The organism is Mesorhizobium huakuii (assembly GCF_014189455.1).
Taxonomy (GTDB): Bacteria; Pseudomonadota; Alphaproteobacteria; order Rhizobiales; family Rhizobiaceae; genus Mesorhizobium; species Mesorhizobium huakuii_A.
This window is the reverse complement of the sequence record NZ_CP050296.1, coordinates 6,736,334-6,752,758: the sequence shown is the minus strand read 5'-3', so window position 1 is coordinate 6,752,758 and position 16,425 is coordinate 6,736,334. Positions and strand designations below refer to the sequence as shown.

13 protein-coding genes and 1 pseudogene are annotated in these 16,425 nt (G+C 62.8%); 8 read left to right on the top strand and 6 right to left on the bottom strand.

Annotated features, from left to right (window positions below):
• The first annotated feature begins 204 nt into the window (after positions 1 to 204).
• Positions 205 to 1,386 (top strand): hypothetical protein, encoded by a 1,182-nt coding sequence (locus HB778_RS33105; protein WP_183459987.1) that lies wholly within the window; start codon positions 205 to 207, stop codon positions 1,384 to 1,386.
• A gap of 148 nt (positions 1,387 to 1,534) precedes the next feature.
• Positions 1,535 to 2,908, top strand: coding sequence for a glutamate--tRNA ligase (gene gltX / locus HB778_RS33100; protein ID WP_183459985.1), 1,374 nt, complete (start codon positions 1,535 to 1,537; stop codon positions 2,906 to 2,908).
• Here gltX and HB778_RS33095 read toward each other — a convergent pair.
• The 4 genes from HB778_RS33095 to HB778_RS33080 all read right to left on the bottom strand — a co-directional run bounded on the left by HB778_RS33095 (position 2,826) and on the right by HB778_RS33080 (position 8,337).
• Positions 2,826 to 4,031 (bottom strand): DUF2865 domain-containing protein, encoded by a 1,206-nt coding sequence (locus HB778_RS33095; RefSeq protein WP_183459983.1) that lies wholly within the window; start codon positions 4,029 to 4,031, stop codon positions 2,826 to 2,828. The genes gltX and HB778_RS33095 overlap by 83 nt on opposite strands.
• Positions 4,032 to 4,191: 160 nt before the next feature.
• On the bottom strand, positions 4,192 to 4,872 hold the full coding sequence (locus tag HB778_RS33090; RefSeq protein WP_183459981.1) for an outer membrane protein: 681 nt from the start codon (positions 4,870 to 4,872) through the stop codon (positions 4,192 to 4,194).
• A 184-nt stretch (positions 4,873 to 5,056) separates the two neighbouring features.
• On the bottom strand, positions 5,057 to 7,381 hold the full coding sequence (locus HB778_RS33085; protein WP_183459979.1) for an NADP-dependent malic enzyme: 2,325 nt from the start codon (positions 7,379 to 7,381) through the stop codon (positions 5,057 to 5,059).
• A 176-nt stretch (positions 7,382 to 7,557) separates the two neighbouring features.
• Positions 7,558 to 8,337 carry an SDR family oxidoreductase gene (locus HB778_RS33080; protein ID WP_183459977.1) on the bottom strand — a complete coding sequence of 260 codons (780 nt, stop codon included), beginning with the start codon at positions 8,335 to 8,337 and terminating at the stop codon, positions 7,558 to 7,560.
• A 119-nt stretch (positions 8,338 to 8,456) separates the two neighbouring features.
• Between HB778_RS33080 and HB778_RS33075 the strand changes: the two genes are divergently transcribed.
• The gene (locus HB778_RS33075) at positions 8,457 to 9,272 is read left to right on the top strand and encodes a UDP-2,3-diacylglucosamine diphosphatase (RefSeq protein ID WP_095200304.1); all 816 of its coding nucleotides are present in this window, start codon (positions 8,457 to 8,459) and stop codon (positions 9,270 to 9,272) included.
• A gap of 125 nt (positions 9,273 to 9,397) precedes the next feature.
• A complete protein-coding gene (locus HB778_RS33070) occupies positions 9,398 to 10,630 on the top strand; it encodes an MFS transporter (RefSeq protein ID WP_183459975.1) in 1,233 nt (410 codons plus the stop codon).
• A gap of 29 nt (positions 10,631 to 10,659) precedes the next feature.
• On the opposite strand, the pseudogene dgcA reads toward HB778_RS33070, so the two are convergent.
• Positions 10,660 to 11,565 (bottom strand): annotated as a pseudogene (gene dgcA, locus HB778_RS33065) (N-acetyl-D-Glu racemase DgcA); the annotation flags it as partial.
• A gap of 77 nt (positions 11,566 to 11,642) precedes the next feature.
• Between dgcA and HB778_RS33060 the strand changes: the two are divergent.
• From HB778_RS33060 to HB778_RS33045, 4 genes are read left to right on the top strand one after another with little or no spacing between them, the layout of a single operon-like run.
• Entirely contained in the window at positions 11,643 to 12,830 is a 1,188-nt protein-coding gene (locus tag HB778_RS33060; protein WP_183459973.1) for an ABC transporter permease, read from the top strand.
• 3 nt (positions 12,831 to 12,833) lie between these two features.
• A complete protein-coding gene (locus HB778_RS33055; protein WP_183459971.1) occupies positions 12,834 to 13,643 on the top strand; it encodes an ABC transporter ATP-binding protein in 810 nt (269 codons plus the stop codon).
• Between the two features lie 14 nt (positions 13,644 to 13,657).
• A complete protein-coding gene (locus tag HB778_RS33050; protein ID WP_183459969.1) occupies positions 13,658 to 15,031 on the top strand; it encodes an MCE family protein in 1,374 nt (457 codons plus the stop codon).
• Positions 15,032 to 15,068: 37 nt separating this feature from the next.
• Positions 15,069 to 15,719 carry an ABC-type transport auxiliary lipoprotein family protein gene (locus HB778_RS33045; protein ID WP_183459967.1) on the top strand — a complete coding sequence of 217 codons (651 nt, stop codon included), beginning with the start codon at positions 15,069 to 15,071 and terminating at the stop codon, positions 15,717 to 15,719.
• Between the two features lie 36 nt (positions 15,720 to 15,755).
• Here the strand turns inward: HB778_RS33045 and HB778_RS33040 are convergent, their stop codons facing one another.
• Positions 15,756 to 16,370, bottom strand: a complete 615-nt coding sequence (locus HB778_RS33040) for a 3'-5' exonuclease (protein WP_183459965.1) — start codon at positions 16,368 to 16,370, stop codon at positions 15,756 to 15,758.
• Between the last annotated feature and the right edge of the window lie 55 nt (positions 16,371 to 16,425).

The window sequence follows — 16,425 nt, the reverse complement described above, 5'->3', positions numbered from 1 at the left end:
GGAGGCCACCTCATCAGGCGCTGTCAGCTAGAGTGACCTACGCGGCATCTTGCGGCATCCCGGTAGTTTAGACGTTGTTTATGATGCCAGGGCACAACACGTCTTTTCTACCACTGGTTGCTGCATATTTACTCAAAAGCAACCCAGGGGGCGTAAGCCCGTACTCTGGGATCAGATTGGTCAGCGCAGGATTTCGGCTTCACGATGCATCTTGCTTCCGAAGATATCGGTGTGGAAAAGGTGGCCGCGCCGTCGGTGCTGGCGACCCACCACGGCTCGGTTCGGCCGCTAGCTGCCGAAGATCTCGAGCGCGTCGCCGCACTCTTTCTGACGAAGTTTCGCCGGCGTCGGCGTCATCTCCTTGATCGCGCGATCGCGGAGACGGCCGAGTATATGAGAAAGATCTATCTTGACCCTGCCGGCCAGTCCGGTGAGAGCATCGCTCTTGTCCAGATCAACCCACAGGGCGATCTCGGTGGCTTCCTCGGTGTCCTGAAAGCCCGCTACGAGCTCAACGGAACGGAATTGAAAGCCGCGATCATCGGTCCGCTCATGGCCGACACCGGCACCGATCACGGCTCGGCCGGACCGCAATTGCTGCGCGCCGTGCATCAAGGCGAATTCGATCTGCACCTGACCGATTCGGCCAACCGGGTATCCCTGGCCTTCGCGCGTCCGTTGAAATACCAACTCCTGCCGGTGCATTGTCTGGGATGGACCCGCATTTTCCGCCCGGCCGCGGTGGCCTCCGCCGTGGTGCGCGGTAAATGGCCGGGCCTGTCTCGCTTTGTATTCGATCCTTGCGCCAAGGCATTCGATCCTTTTACGAGAAAAAGGTTCGAGCCGTCCGTCCAGCATGCCTCGTCACACCGGGTGCATCGCGAGCCGATGGATGCCGCGCAATTTGCGGCGCGGTTGCCGACGCTTATGTCCGATTACGCGCTTCGGCCGCGTTGGCAAGATGGGGAACTGCCACGGCTGCTGGCATTGGCGGCCGAGAAGCGGGCCGACGGTCCCCTTCATTTCGGCGGGACCTACGACGAAGCTGGTAAGATGCTCGGCTGCTACGCTTTCTACGGTCAAGCCGGCGGCATCGCGAACCTGCTGCAAATCCAGGCCTCCGGATCTCACTGGGGCGCAACGCTGGATGGCCTTATCGCGGACGCGTGGAATATGGGCTGCGCAGGCATCATCGGGCAAGCGCAGAGCAGATTCATGCCGCAACTCTTCAGCTATAAGAATGTTTTCTTCCGCTATGCCGGGGGAACGATGGTCCGCTCACGCATTCCCGAGGTTGCGGAAGCGGTGCGTTCCGGCGACATCTTTATCGGCGGCTTGATGGGCGACCGCTGGACCCGTCTCAGTTCCGACGACTTCGGCCACTGATCGCCTTCAACGACCTGATCTGGTCGGACAAGGAGCCAAGCGCCTCGCATGGCCTTGGTCTTTTCATCGCGTGCGTCATGTTCTATGTGTGCCGAGCAGCGCGGGGGCGCATCTTGTCAATCACAAAGGCATCCGGTACGCCCCGCTCATGACAGTTACCGTTCGTTTCGCCCCGTCACCGACCGGCCGCATCCATATCGGCAATGCGCGCACCGCTCTGTTCAACTGGCTGTTTGCGCTCAACAACAAGGGCCGCTTCATCCAGCGCTTCGACGACACCGACATCGCCCGCTCGAAGCAGGAATTCGCCGACGCCATCCTCTATGACCTGCATTGGCTGGGTATTTTCCCGGATGCCACCGAATATCAGTCGCGACGCTTCGAGGTCTATGACGCGGCGGTCGAGCGGCTGAAGGCTGCGGGCGTTCTCTACGCCTGCTACGAAACCCCGGAAGAACTCGATCTCCGGCGAAAAGTGCGCCGCACGCGCGGCCTGCCGCCGGTCTATGGCCGCGAGGCCTTGGCGCTGACACATGAGCAGGTGGCCGAATACCAGTCTGACGGGCGCCGGCCGCACTGGCGCTTCCTGCTGCCCAATTTCACTGGGGATCCGCTGCAGCCGGAGCGCACCGAGGTCCACTGGAACGATCTGGTGCGCGGCGAGGAAACGGTCGATCTGGCCTCGCTGTCCGACCCGGTTCTGGTGCGCGAGGACGGCACCTATCTCTACACGCTGCCGTCCGTCGTCGATGACATCGAGATGGGCGTCAGCCATGTCATCCGCGGTGACGACCATGTCACCAACACCGGCGTCCAGATCGCGCTGTTCAAGGCGCTGGGCGCCGAGCCGCCTGTCTTCGGCCACCACAATCTTTTGACTACCGTGTCGGGCGAGGGGCTGTCGAAGCGCACCGGGGCGCTTTCCATCGAAAGCCTGCGCGAGGACGGCATCGAGCCGATGGCCGTCGCGTCGCTCGCCGTGCTGGTCGGCACCTCGGAGAATGTCGCGGCCGCGCATGATTTGATTGAACTCGCCAGCCATTTCGACCCGGCCGCGACCTCGAAATCATCGGCAAAGTTCGATCCCGACGAATTGTTCGTGCTCAACCGCGTGCTGCTGCACCATATGCCGTTCGACGAGGCGCGCGACAGGCTGATGGTGCTTGGCATCTCCGGCGAACAGGCCGAGCCGTTCTGGCTGGCGGTGCGCGGCAATCTCGACCGTCTTGCCGATGCTGTGGGCTGGTGGCGCATCCTGCGCGAGGGGCCGCAGGAGCGGTCCGAATTTTCGGCCGACGACCGCGATTTTCTGCATCAAGCCTTCGATATCCTGCCCGAAGAGCCCTGGAACGGCACGGTCTGGAAGGATTGGACCGGCAAAATCAGGGAAGCGACCGGGCGCAACGGCAAGGGGCTGTTCATGCCGCTGAGGCTTGCGCTTACTGGACTGCCTTCGGGGCCGGAGCTTGCAGATTTATTGCCGCTGATGGGTCGGGAAGGAACGTTGGCCCGACGACCCTGACCTTGCGCTGCTCCGGCGGCAGGGCGGAGACCGGCGACGTCACCGGCTTGGCGGAAAGCCGCTTGATGGCTTCGCGGTCGAGCCCGCCTTGCATATTGGCCAACGTCTCCGGGTCGGCGCCCGGATCGGGCTTGGCGGCCGGCACGGGAACGAACGGTGCCGCGTCCGTTTCCGGCTGGGACTGCTGCGGGGACGGCGGGTTGCCGCCAATGATCTGGAAATTCTGAGCGGCGTTGCAGCCGCAAGCCGGCGGCCGCGACATGTTGGACTGCTTGTAGAGATAGGCGGTCGGCAATTCGCTGTAAGGCCTGCCGGTGACGGATGACGTCATCGAGGCGGAATCGTCGTCCATGCCACGCGAATAGAAGACCTGCATCTCGGTACCGGGGCAGCTCGATTCGCAATTCTTCTGGTCGCGCTCGAAATCGCTCGTCGAGGCAGCGTTCGACATCGGGAAGAAATAGCCGTCGCAGGTGCGCACGCAGGTGGTGTGAAACTCGCCGCCGGTGCTCGGAAAGTCCGGAATGTCGGGCAGGTTCAGGACGCGACGGACATTGCGCTCCTCGCCTGCATCATCGGGCTGGTCAAGTGTGTCACTCTGCTGGCTGTCGTTGCCGAAAAGCTGGTTGAACAGGTTCGCGTTGCCGTCTTCTTCTCCTCGGTCCGCTTCCTGCAGCGGCGCGTGGCGCGGCGCAACCGTGTCGTCGCGGCAGCCATTGGCGTCGAGCGCGGCCAGGATGCGGCCACGGTCGCGGCGTGATCCGCCGCCGGCGAGCCGGTCACGCTTGGCCTGCAGACTGTCGAGATTGGCGTTCATGCGATCGATGGTGGCGTTGAGCCCGGCGCATCGATTGATGTTGCGGGAAAACAGCGAAAACCCGCAACCGGCATCGCTTGCCTGGTCGCGGGCCTTCGCGATCTGTTCGCGCTGCCGGTCGATCGCGGCATCGTATCTCCGGATTATGGCCGGGCCACCGCCACCGCCGCGCGAAGCGGCGGCAAGATCGGCCTCCAACTGACGGCAAACCCGCGAGGCGGCCTGTGGTTCGGTGATGGTGGCGCCGGACAGCAACAGGCCAAGCAGCATGGCAGCATGCGCCCGCTTCAACCCTGCGCTTGTCATCCGCCTCAAATCCCGCTTGCCTGTGGTCGCCAAGCTACCCCGTTCGCGGTTAATCGTCTATTTCGGATGCTATCTTGTGGTTGGCCGAAAGCCCTTTGGTCGCGGCATTGGGCGAGTTCAATCCGCCGAGCAACAACGGATAGACCGCTTCGGCTGGTTGTCAGAACTTGTAGTTCATGCCGATCTTGACCGCGTTGAACGTGTTGTCGAACGTGGTGTTGGAGTTCGGGGCATAGTCGATGGTCTGGTCCCGCAGGTCGACATACTGGTATTCGAACTTCGCCGACCAATGGTCCGAGATCGCCTGCTCGAGTCCGGCGCCAACGGTCCAGCCGACCTTGGTGTTCTTCTCGGAAAAGCTGTTCGAGGGACCGTCGAGATACCGGTTTTCGATGCTGCCAAACGCCAACCCACCGGTGCCGTAGATCAGGGTACGATCGAACGCATAGCCGGCCCTCGCGCGCAGCGTTCCAAACCAGTCCACCTTGGTGTCGTAAGTATCGCCTGCGCCGAGATGGATCTCGTCGGAGTGCCCCTTGATGTCGGCTCCGGAAAAATCAGCCTCGACGCCCAGAACAGCCGAGTTGACCTGGTAGTTGTAGCCGAACTGGACGCCGCCCAGGAAACCATCGGTATCGTAGTCCTGCGAGCCTCGGATTGTCGGGGTGTTCGGCAAATTGTAAGTTGCGTCGGTCCTGCCGAAACCATAGCCAATTTGCCCGCCGACATAGACGCCGGACCAGTCGTGAACGGTTGCAGGCTCGGCACTGATGGCATCCGCGGCCAGAGCTTGCCCGCTGATCAGCGACAACAATGCGGATGCGAGCAACAGGCCCTTCACGACGTCCTCGCCGTCAAATCAGATGGCACGACCATATCAGGTCGGCATTCCCTGTGAAATCCGCTTCCGGCCAAGGCCGAATTTCCGCAATCGCAAGTTGCTGGCCGGCAACACTCCGGTTTTGGAACGAGGCGGTTGCTGGCCTATGGGAGAACGGCCCCAGGCAGAACCTGCAGGCGCCGGCCTAGTCCAGATTGGCGATTGCCTGCGCCTTGTGCGCGGCCTCGACCACGGCCAGCGCCGTCATGTTGACGACACCGCGCGACGTCACCGACGGCGTCAGTATGTGCGCCGGCTTGTCGGTGCCGAGCAGGATCGGCCCGACATGCAGCGCATCCATCATGGCGCGCAACGCCGTCAGCGTGATGTTAGCCGAATCGAGGTTCGGGAACACCAGCAGATTGGCTTCGCCCTTCAGCCGCGAATGTGGATAGACGCGCTGGCGCAGATGTTCGGACAGCGCGGAATCGGCATGCATTTCGCCGTCGCACTGCAGCTCCGGCGCGATGCGCGCCAGGATCGCCGCCGCCTGCCGCATCTTGAGCGCGCTTGGTGAATCGCGCGAGCCGAAATCCGAATGCGACAGAAGGGCCGCCTTTGGCTCGATGCCGAAGCGCTGGATTTCCTCGGCCGCCAGCACGGTCATCTCGGCGATCTCCTCGGCTGTCGGGTCGACGGAGACGTGCGTGTCGGTGAGGAAGATGATGCCGCGCTGCGAAATCAGCATGGACAGCGTCGACAGGTCATAGTCCTTGATGCCCGCGCGAGGACCAATGATCAGCGTCACGTTGCGCAAATGGCGCTCGAAACGGCCCTCAAGGCCGCAGACCATGGCGTCGGCATCGCCGCGCTTCAGGGCAAGTGCCGCGATCACCGTGTTGTCGGTGCGCACCATGGTGCGCGCGGCCTCCGTCGTGACGCCGCGCCGTCCGGCGAGTTCGATCAGCAGATCGACATAGTGGCGGTAGCGCGGATCGTCTTCCGGGTTGATCAGGCCGAAATCGACGCCCGGCTTTATGCGCAGTCCGTAGCGCTTCAGCCTGACCTCGATGACGTGCGGACGGCCGATCAGGATCGGCTCGGCGATGCCCTCCTCGAGCACCACCTGGGCGGCGCGCAGCACGCGCTCATCCTCGCCGTCGGCATAGATGACGCGCTTGGCGCTCGATGCCTTGGCCGAAGAGAACACCGGCTTCATCACCAGGCCGGAGCGGAAGACAAAGCGGTTGAGCTTGTCGATATAGGCGGCGAAGTCGGTGATCGGCCGTGTCGCCACACCGGTGTCGCAGGCTGCCTTGGCAACGGCCGGCGCGATGCGCAGGATGAGCCTGGGGTCGAAGGGCGAGGGGATCAGGAATTCGGGCCCGAAGATCGGCGTCTCACCCGAATAGGCGCGTGCGGCGACGTCCGAAGGCTCTTCGCGGGCGAGGGCGGCGATGGCCCGCACGGCGGCCATCTTCATCTCTTCATTGATGGCGCTGGCGCCGCAATCGAGCGCGCCGCGGAAGATGTAGGGGAAGCACAGGACGTTGTTGACCTGATTGGGAAAATCGGACCGGCCAGTGCAGATCATGGCATCGGGGCGAGCGGCGCGCGCCACTTCCGGCATGATCTCGGGATTGGGATTGGCCAGCGCCAGGATCAGCGGTTTCGGCGCCATGTGTTGCAGCAGTTCCGGCTTCAGCACGCCGGCGGCCGAAAGGCCGAGGAAAACGTCGGCGCCGGGGATGACATCGGCCAGCGTGCGCGCCTCGGTGTCCTTCACATAAGGGTCTTTCCAGCGATCCATCTCTTCGGTGCGGCCTTTGTAGGCGACGCCGAAACGGTCGGTGACCCAGATGTTTTCGATGCGCACGCCGAGCGAGACCAGCAGGTTGAGGCAGGCAAGGGCGGCCGCGCCGGCGCCGGAAGTGACGACCTTGATGTCCGATATGGTCTTGCCGGCGAATTCCAGTCCGTTGAGCACGGCGGCCGCGACGATGATGGCGGTGCCGTGCTGGTCGTCGTGGAACACCGGTATCTTCATACGCGCCTTGAGCTGTTCCTCGACCTCGAAACATTCAGGCGCCTTGATGTCCTCGAGGTTGATGCCGCCAAAGGTCGGCTCCAGCGCCGAGATCGTCTCGACCATGCGCTCGATCCCCGGCGCGTCGATCTCGATGTCGAAGACGTCGATGCCGGCGAACTTCTTGAACAGCACCGCCTTGCCTTCCATGACCGGCTTGGAGGCCAACGGGCCGATATTGCCGAGGCCGAGCACGGCCGAGCCGTTGGAGACGACGCCGACCAGGTTGGCGCGCGCCGTGTAGTCGGCGGCGGTCGCCGGATCGTCGCGAATCTCCAAGCAAGGGGCCGCCACGCCGGGCGAATAGGCCAGCGCCAGGTCGCGCTGGTTGCCGAGCGGCTTGGTCGCCTGGATTTCGAGCTTTCCCGGCGTCGGGTGCTTGTGGAAGTAAAGGGCGGCTTCGTCGAGGTCCGAACGTGCCGTTTTCTTGTTCTCGCCTTCCATGCGGCCGCTCCCTCGAAACCTGCTTCGGGAGTCCTTTTAGCATGCGGCCAAGGTTTTTCGCGACGCTAATTGACGCGCCGACAGCTTTAAGTGCCGGCACGTCAAAAATCACGATATGTCAGATGCTTACGGCTGTTTCATGCCAGATGAGTCCTGCCGCTTAACGGACCTTTCGATCAGAAGGCGCTGACATAGAGACCGCCGTCGACCGGTATGTTCTGGCCCGTGAGATAGCCGGCATGGACCGAGCACAGGAAGGCGCAGATCTGGCCGAATTCTTCCGGCGTGCCGAGCCGCTTGGCGGGCACGTCGGCGCTGATACGGGTCTTGCGCGCGGCGGCAGCGGCGGGGTCCTCGACAGTGCCGGCCTCATGCGGGCCGCGCAGACGGTCGGTGTCGAGCTTGCCCGGCAGAAGACTGTTGATGGTGACATTGCGGTCGATCACCGTTCGCGCGACGCCCGCAAGGAAAGAGGTCAGGCCGGCGCGCGCGCCCGACGACAGGTCGAGGCCAGGGATGGGAACATAGACCGAGAGCGAGGTGATGTTGACGATGCGGCCGAAGCCGCGCTTGGCCATGCCGTCGAGGACGGCCTGCACCAGCTCGATCGGCGTCACCATGTTCTGGGTGACACCTTCAAGGATCTTGGCGCGGTCGAGTTCGCGGAAATCGCGCAGCGGCGGGCCGCCATTGTTGTTGACCAGGATATCGGGTTCCGGGCAGGCGGCGAGCAGCGCCTTCTGCACTTCTGGCTTGGAGACGTCGCCGACGACTTCCGTTACCGTCACGCCATAGCGCTCGCGCAGCTCCGTGGCGGTTTTCGCCACCAGTTCGGCATTGCGGCCATTGACGACGATGTCACAACCGGCTTCGGCCAGCGCCATGGCGCAGCCTTTTCCAAGACCCTTGCTCGAAGCACAGACGATGGCCTTCTTCCCGCGGATACCGAGATCCATGACGATTTCTCCTGTGATTTGCCCGGCAAGCTAGTCCTTAGGCTGGACCAATCGCAACCGTCATACGGTTGTTGCATGAATCGGGGCATAGGCTGCTTGAAAGCAAGGGTGAAATCGCGATGTCAGGCCAAGAGCCCCGCACTTTCCGCAGCATGTTCATTTCCGACGTCCATCTCGGCTCGAAGGCGGCGAAGGCCGACTTCCTGATCGATTTCCTACGCTACCACGACGCCGACATCATCTATCTGGTCGGTGACATCGTCGATGGCTGGCGGCTGCGGCGCAGCTGGCACTGGCCGCAAAGCCACAATGACGTCGTGCAGAAATTGCTGCGCAAGGCACGCAAGGGCGCCTCGATCACCTATATCGCCGGCAACCACGACGAATTCGCCCGCCAGTTCCAGGGCGTGCATTTCGGCGGCATCGTCGTTGCCGACCGCGCCATCCATGAAACAGCCGACGGCAAGCGCCTGCTCGTCATCCATGGCGACCAGTTCGACACCGTGGTGCACAACGCGCGCTGGCTCGCCTATCTCGGCGACCACGCCTATGACGCCGCGATGATCGTCAACCGCGTGGTGACGCGGCTGCGCCAATTGCTCGGCCTGCCTTACTGGTCGTTCTCGTCCTGGGCCAAGGTCAACGTCAAGAAAGCAGTGAACTTCATCGGCTCGTTCCAGACCATGCTTGCGGAAGAAGCGCGCCGCTCGCATGTCGACGGCATCATCTGCGGCCATATCCACCATGCCGCCATCGAGAATTTCGGCGATGTCCAGTACATCAACACCGGCGACTGGGTGGAAAGCTGCACGGCCGTGGTCGAGCACTTCGATGGCCGGATGGAAATCCTGACCTGGGCGCAGGTGCTGCCGGAGTCGTTTGACGAACCTTTCATCCCGATGCTCATCGAGGATCGGGTCGGGCAGGCGGCCTGATGCCAAGGTTGCGACCGTTTTAAGCGTCAATCGATTAGTCCAGCCGGTTTCGTCTGGTTTTCCGCCATGTTAAGGGATCGATCTACGTCGCCGGCCGATCGTACGCGGCGTAATTGGATCGATTCATGTCCCTGCCGCCGCTTTCGCCCGAACAACTTGTCAAGCCGCGCCATTTCGAGCTGCGCATGAGCCTGATTTTCGGCACGCTGTTCATATCGCTCGGCACGCATCTGCCCTATTTTCCGCTCTGGCTGCAGGCCAAAGGGTTTCACGCCGAGCAGATCGCGGTCATCCTGGCGGCGCCGATGTTCCTGCGCGTGGTGACGACACCGCTGCTGACGACGCTCGCCGATCGGGCGAGAGACCGCGCCAATGTCTATGTCGCGCTGGTGGCAGCCTCGCTGTTGCTCTCGGCGGGTTATTTCCTGACGCCGACCTACGCGATGGTGCTGGCGGTATCGCTGGCGCTGACCATTGTCTGGACGCCACAATCGCCGATCGCCGATTCGCTGGCACTTTCGGGCGTGCGGCGCTTCGGCTCGAACTACGCGAGCATGCGCAAGTGGGGGTCGATCTGCTATCTTTGCGCCAATGTCGCGGGCGGCTTCATCCTGGCGGCCACCGGTCCTCAAGCCGTTCCGGTGATCATATTCCTTGCCCTTGGCGCAGCCCTCGTCGCAGGGTTGCTGGCACCGCGCATGGGGCGGCCGCGCAAGGCCTCACCGCTATCGGCGGCGGAAATCCAGCATGCGGCGCCGAGCCTGTTCAATGCCTATTTCCTCTACTTCACCTTTGGCGTCGGCATCATCACCGCCAGCCACGCCTTCCTCTACGGCTTCGTTTCCATCTACTGGAAATCGATCGGCATCAGCGATTCCATCGTCGGCCTGCTGTGGGCCTGGGGCGTCGTGTCCGAAGTCTGCATGTTTTTGTTTTTCAATCGCATTTTCGCCTCCGTGTCGGTCGTCAAGGTGATGGTGATCGCCGGCATCGGTTCGATCGTGCGCTGGATTATCTTTCCCCTGGTATGGCCGCTCGGCCTTGGCATCCCCGGCTTCTTCGCCGTGCAGTCGCTGCATTCGGTGTCTGTCGCAATGGTGCTCATCGGCCTGCAGAGAATGATCGCCGAGACCGTCTCCGAAGAGCGCACGGGTGCCGCGCAAGGCATCGCCTATTTCTTCAACGGCTTCTTCATGGCTGCCGTTACGCTGGCTTCCGGCCCGCTCTATGACCGTCTCGGCGTCGACGGTTTCCTGGTGATGATCCCGATCGCGATCGTCGGCCTGGTACTGATCGGGCTTGCCGCCCGCTCAGCCCCAAAGCGCCCGGTCCGGGGGGAGACGAGCGAACCCTGGTAGACGAGCCCCGGCACACGGTCGCGGGCAAGTAGCAGCGGACCGTCAAGATCGACGAAATCGGCGTCCTGGGCGAGCAGGACCGCCGGCGCCATCGCCAGCGACGTGCCGACCATGCAGCCGACCATGATGCCGAAACCGAGTTCCCGGGCACGATCGCGCAGCACGAGCGCTGCGGTCAACCCGCCAGACTTGTCGAGCTTGATGTTGACGGCGTCGTAGAGGCCGACCAGCGTTTCCAGGTTCTTCGCCTCATGCACGCTTTCGTCGGCGCAGATCGGCAGCGGATGCGCGATGTGGCGCAGGATTTCGTCGCGGCCGGCGGGCAGGGGCTGTTCGACGAGCGCAATGCCTTGCTCCGCGGCAAAAGCGAGCTTTGCGACGATGTTGTCGTCAGTCCAGCCCTCATTGGCATCAAGGATGATTCGGCTCTGAGGCGCGGCCTGTCTCACCGCCTGGATCCGAACGATGTCGTTGTCGCCGCCGATCTTGACCTTCAGCAGTGGCCGGCCGGCGTTGGCGCGGGCCTGTGCCGCCATCGCTTCGGGTTCGGCCAGCGACAGCGTGTAGGCGGTTTCGAGCGCACGCAGCGGAGCCGGCGAGATTGCGTTTGCCACCGGCTGGCCACTGATCTTGGCTTCGAGGTCCCATAGCGCGCAGTCGACGGCGTTGCGCGCGGCTCCCGCCGGCATTGCGTCGAGCAGGGCGGTCCGGTCAATGCCGCCGGCAATCCGTTCGCGCATGGCCTCGATCGCGGCATGCACGCCGTCCATGGTCTCGCCATAGCGCTTGTAGGGAACGCATTCGCCGCGACCATTGTGACCATCCTGGCTGATCGTGCAGGTGATGACCTCGGCCTCGGTCTTGGAGCCGCGCGAAATGGTGAAGGTGCCGGCGATCGGAAAACGCTCGGCCTCAACCGAAATGACACGCGCCATATTTTTCTGCTCCGGCTGTGCGAGAAGGGTCGTCGGCAAATCGACAAGGTCGGACCCATCAGGCTAAACAGGACGCCATGTTGACCATCGGCAAGCGCGACGCAAGCGGCACCACCGCCTCGGAGGCTGACCACCAACCGCACGTGGCGGTCGGCGAGGAGGGCGGCGTGCTCGGCTGCGCGTTTTCCGGAATCTGGACGACACGGACCGTCGCGCTGATCGACGCCGACATGCGCAAAATCGAGAAACGAAGCGGCTTCAAGACCTTGGCGCTGGATCTTTCGCATATCGAGAAAATCGACACAGCCGGAGCGTGGCTGATCGATCGGCTGGTCAGCGTTTTCGAAAAGAAGAACGTCGAGGTCCGTCTGCAAGGCCAAAGCGAGATCGCGTCCATCCTGCTCGACGCCGTCAGCGAGGCCGTCCGGCGCGAACCCGAATCCGGCCCGGCCCGGCCACCCAACATCGTCATTCGGGCTCTGGAGGCGGTAGGCCGGCGCGTCTACGAGATGCGCGACGACTTCCTTGCTTCCATGAACATCCTTGGCGCCACCATCCGCGGCGCGCAGATGAAGCTCGGGCGGGGCCACGGCGTCAACCCGGCGGCGATCTTCAACCAGATCGACCGCATGGGCGTCGGCGCCATTCCGGTGGTGGTGCTGATGTCGGCGATCGTCGGCGCCATCGTTGCCCAGCAAGGCGCCTACCAGCTCAGCTATTTCGGTGCCGACCTCCTTGTCGTTGACCTGGTCGGCGTGCTGATCCTGCGCGAACTCGGCGTGCTGATGACGGCAATCATGATTGCGGGCCGCTCCGGCAGCGCGATCACCGCCGAGATCGGCTCGATGAAGATGCGCGAGGAGGTCGACGCGCTGAAGGTCATCGGCCTCAACCCGATCGGCGTTCTGGTGTTTCCACGCCTGGTCGCGCTTGTCATCGCGTTGCCTTGCCTGACCATCATCGCCAATTTCGCGGCACTTGGGGGCGGTATGGCCGCCGCCTGGCTTTATTCCGGCATCACACCAGCGGCGTTTATCGACCGACTGCGCGTCGCCATCGATCTCAGCACCATTTTTGCCGGCCTGATCAAGGCGCCTTTCATGGCCATGATCATCGGCACGATCGCCTCTGTCGAAGGTATGAAGGTCGGCGGCAGCGCCGAATCGCTCGGCCAGCACGTGACAGCCTCGGTGGTGAAGTCGATCTTCGTCGTCATCATCCTGGATGGGCTTTTCGCCATATTCTACGCAGCGATCGCGTTCTGACAGATGGCGAAGGGCGATGGCATCAAAATGAAGGAAGTGGACGAGAACGAAATCGTCCTTTCGGTGCGCGACGTCACCGTTGCTATCGACGGAAAGCTGATCCTCGACAAACTTTCGCTCGATATCAGACGCGGCGAGATCCTGGGCTTTGTCGGCGCCTCGGGCGCGGGCAAATCGGTGCTTTTGCGTACCATCCTTGGCCTGCTGCGCAAGCAATCCGGAACGATCAAGTTGTTCGGCGTCGATGTCGATAAAGCGAGCGACATGGAACGCCTTCGCATCGACATGCGGCTTGGCGTGCTGTTCCAGCATGGCGCGCTGTTTTCGGCTCTGACCGTGCAGGAAAACGTCCAGGTACCGATGCGGGAATATCTCGACCTGCCCAGGAAGCTGATGGACGAGTTGGCGTTGCTCAAGATCGAACTGGTTGGCCTGCCGCCGGATGCGGCGCAGAAATTTCCCTCCGAGCTGTCGGGCGGCATGATCAAGCGGGCAGCACTTGCGCGCGCGCTGGCGCTCGATCCGGACATCGTCTTTCTCGACGAACCGACGTCCGGCCTCGATCCGATCAGCGCGGCGGAGTTCGACGAACTGGTGGTCAAGCTGCGCGACACCATGGATTTGACCGTCTATATGGTCACGCATGACCTCGATACGCTGTTTACCGCATGCGACCACGTGGCGGTGCTCGGCAAGAAGAAAGTATTGGTCGAGGGCACCATCGACGACATGCTGAAGAGCGAGGAGCCGTGGGTAAAGTCCTATTTCCGCGGAAAACGCGCCCGGCAACTTGATCTTGCCGCACGTGCATAGCCATAAGTGAAGCCATGGAAACCAGAGCCAACTACGTCATTGTCGGCATTTTCACGCTGGTTGCGATCCTGGCGGCGTTCGCCTTCGTCTACTGGACGGCGGCGATCGGTGACAGGGGCGAGACCGCGTTGCTGCGCGTGCGTATTCCGGGTTCGGCTTCCGGCCTCGGCCCCGGCAGTCTGGTGCTGTTCAACGGCGTCAAGGTCGGTGTGGTCAAGCGCGTCTATCTCGACCTCGACAATCCGACGGTGGCCATCGCCGACGCCGAAATCGACCGGCTGACCCCGATCACCAAGTCGACGCAGGCCGATCTCGGCCTTGCCAACCTCACCGGCCAGGCCAACATCGAACTCAAGGGCGCCGACCCCAAGGAGGTCAAGCTGCTCGACCAGGCCGAGAAGGAAGGCAAGGTCGCCGAGATCATCGCCAATCCCTCCGCGGTCACCAACCTTTTGCAGACGGCACAAAACATCTTCACCCGTGCCGACAAGGTGCTGACCGAACTCGAGGGCTTCACCAAGGATGTTCGCGGGCCGCTGACGCAGACCGTGCAGAATGTGCAGACATTCTCCGATGCGCTGGCCAAGAATTCCGACGGCATCGACAAGTTCCTGTCCAGTGTCAGTGCGCTGTCCGATGAGTTGAAAGGCTTGTCCGGCAAGCTCGATGGCACGCTGAAGGCGGCAGAAGGGATTCTCACCGCGGTCGACAGGGACAAGATCAAGAGCATCGTTGCCAATGTCGATACGGTGACCGCGAACCTCAAGCAGACGTCGCAACAACTCGACGGCGTGATCAAGAATGTCGACACCGCGGTCGGATCGGTCAATGATTTCGCCAAGCAGACGCAGGGCACGCTGGCCAAGGTCGATGGCGTGCTCGACGGTGTCGATCCGGCGCAAGTGCGTGCGGCCCTGGCCAACATCCAGCAGGCCAGCGAAAACGCCAACAAGGCCGCCGCCGACGTCGCCAAGGTGACCGAAAAATTCGCCAACCGCGCCGACGATATCGACCAGACGATCAAGGACGCCAAGCAATTGGCGCAGCGGCTCAACGATGCCTCGGTGCGTGTCGACGGCATCCTCGCCAAGGTCGATACCTTGCTTGGATCGGGGCAGGCCGATGGCGTGATGGCCGACGCCAGGGATACGCTGAAGTCGTTCAAGCAGGTTGCCGATACGCTCAATGTGCGGCTTGGCGTCATCACCGACAATCTGGCGCGCTTCTCGGGCCAGGGCCTGTCGAATGTCGAGGCGCTGGTGCAGGACAGCCGCCGCTCGATCAGCCGCATCGAGGAGGCGGTCACCGATCTCAGCCGCAACCCGCAGCGCATTCTTTCGGGTGGCGACGGCGAGGTTCGGCAATTCGATGGCAGGGCGCGGCGTTGACTTCGGCGTCGGCGCGCCCCAAGAACATGACCTGCGGATGCGGGTTGATCTTACGATCCGGGGACAACGGGGATCGCGCGTGAAGTCGGTGTGGGTGAGAACGGTTGGATTGACACCGGCTGCGGCGTTGCTTGCGCTATCGCTTGCCGGCTGTGCGGTACTGGGCGGCAAGCCCGCGCCGCTCGATACGTTTGAGCTGTCGGCGCCTTCGGTCGACGCGCATGGTCATAGCCGCAAGCAAATCCTGATCGCCCAGCCCTCGGCGCTCAAGGCGCTGGACAGCCAGAACATCGTCATCAAGCCGTCGGACCGCTCGATCCAGTATCTGAAGGGCGCGCAATGGGCCGACCGCCTGCCGCTGATCGTGCAGGCGCGGCTGGCCGAGACATTCCAGCGCTCCGGCAGCTTTGCCGGTGTCGGCAAGCCGGGCGAGGGCCTGGCGATCGACTACCAGGTGATCGTCGAGATCCGTTCCTTCGAAGTGAGTGTCGACGGCGGCGAGCACGCCGAGGTCGACCTGTTCGTGCGCATCCTCAACGACCGCAACGGCGAGGTGCGCGCCTCCAAGAGCTTTACGGCTTCCGCGCCGGTTTCGGGCAGCGGCAACCCTGCCTATGTCGGCGCGCTCGACAGCGCGTTCGGGGATGCCGCCAAACAGATTGTTCGCTGGACGGATTCGGTGATCTGATCGCCGGGTGCGCCGGATGCACTCGACGCTTCCAGGCTAAAGGCGGTCGAAGACATCCGGTCGCAGCTTTCCGGTCTTCAACAGGTGCTGCAGCGTGTAGGCTACAGACAGCGCATCGTCGAGCGCGTCATGACCCTGCAGTGGCGGGTGGTCGACGCCATAATAGTCCGCAAGCCTGTTGCTCGGCGTCCTCGCCAGATCCTCGATCGGCATCCCGGCCGCGATCAGCAGCTTTACGGCATTGTCAAACCGGGTGGCCGGGATGGAAGGCTGAATGCCCGCGACATAGCAGCTGATGGCGATCATGTTCAGCTCGTCCTTGCCCCAGGACCAGAACCGCGCGCCATCGGAAAACCGGTCGACCTGGGCAAGGGCTTCTCCCAGCGCGACCCCTTCGGTCTCGATGTTTTCCTCGGTGATGCCGGTCAGTTTGATGAAGAACGGGTCGAGTTCGTATCTCTGGCCAAACCGGTCGATCGGCCTGATATAGGCCTTGTGTGTGCCGAGCAGGGGAAAGTCGTCTTCGAGACCAAGCCTGACCGCACCAATCTGAGCAATGACCGGATCGGGATCGTGGGCTGCGCACCAGAATCTGCGTTGCGAACCCTCAAGGCAGAGAAATTCGCAGTCGAATATGATGGCCGTCTTCACGGTCAGAACCCCTTGCATTGAGGGTTAGGGCAGTCGTTTCGCCTTCGCGCTGTCG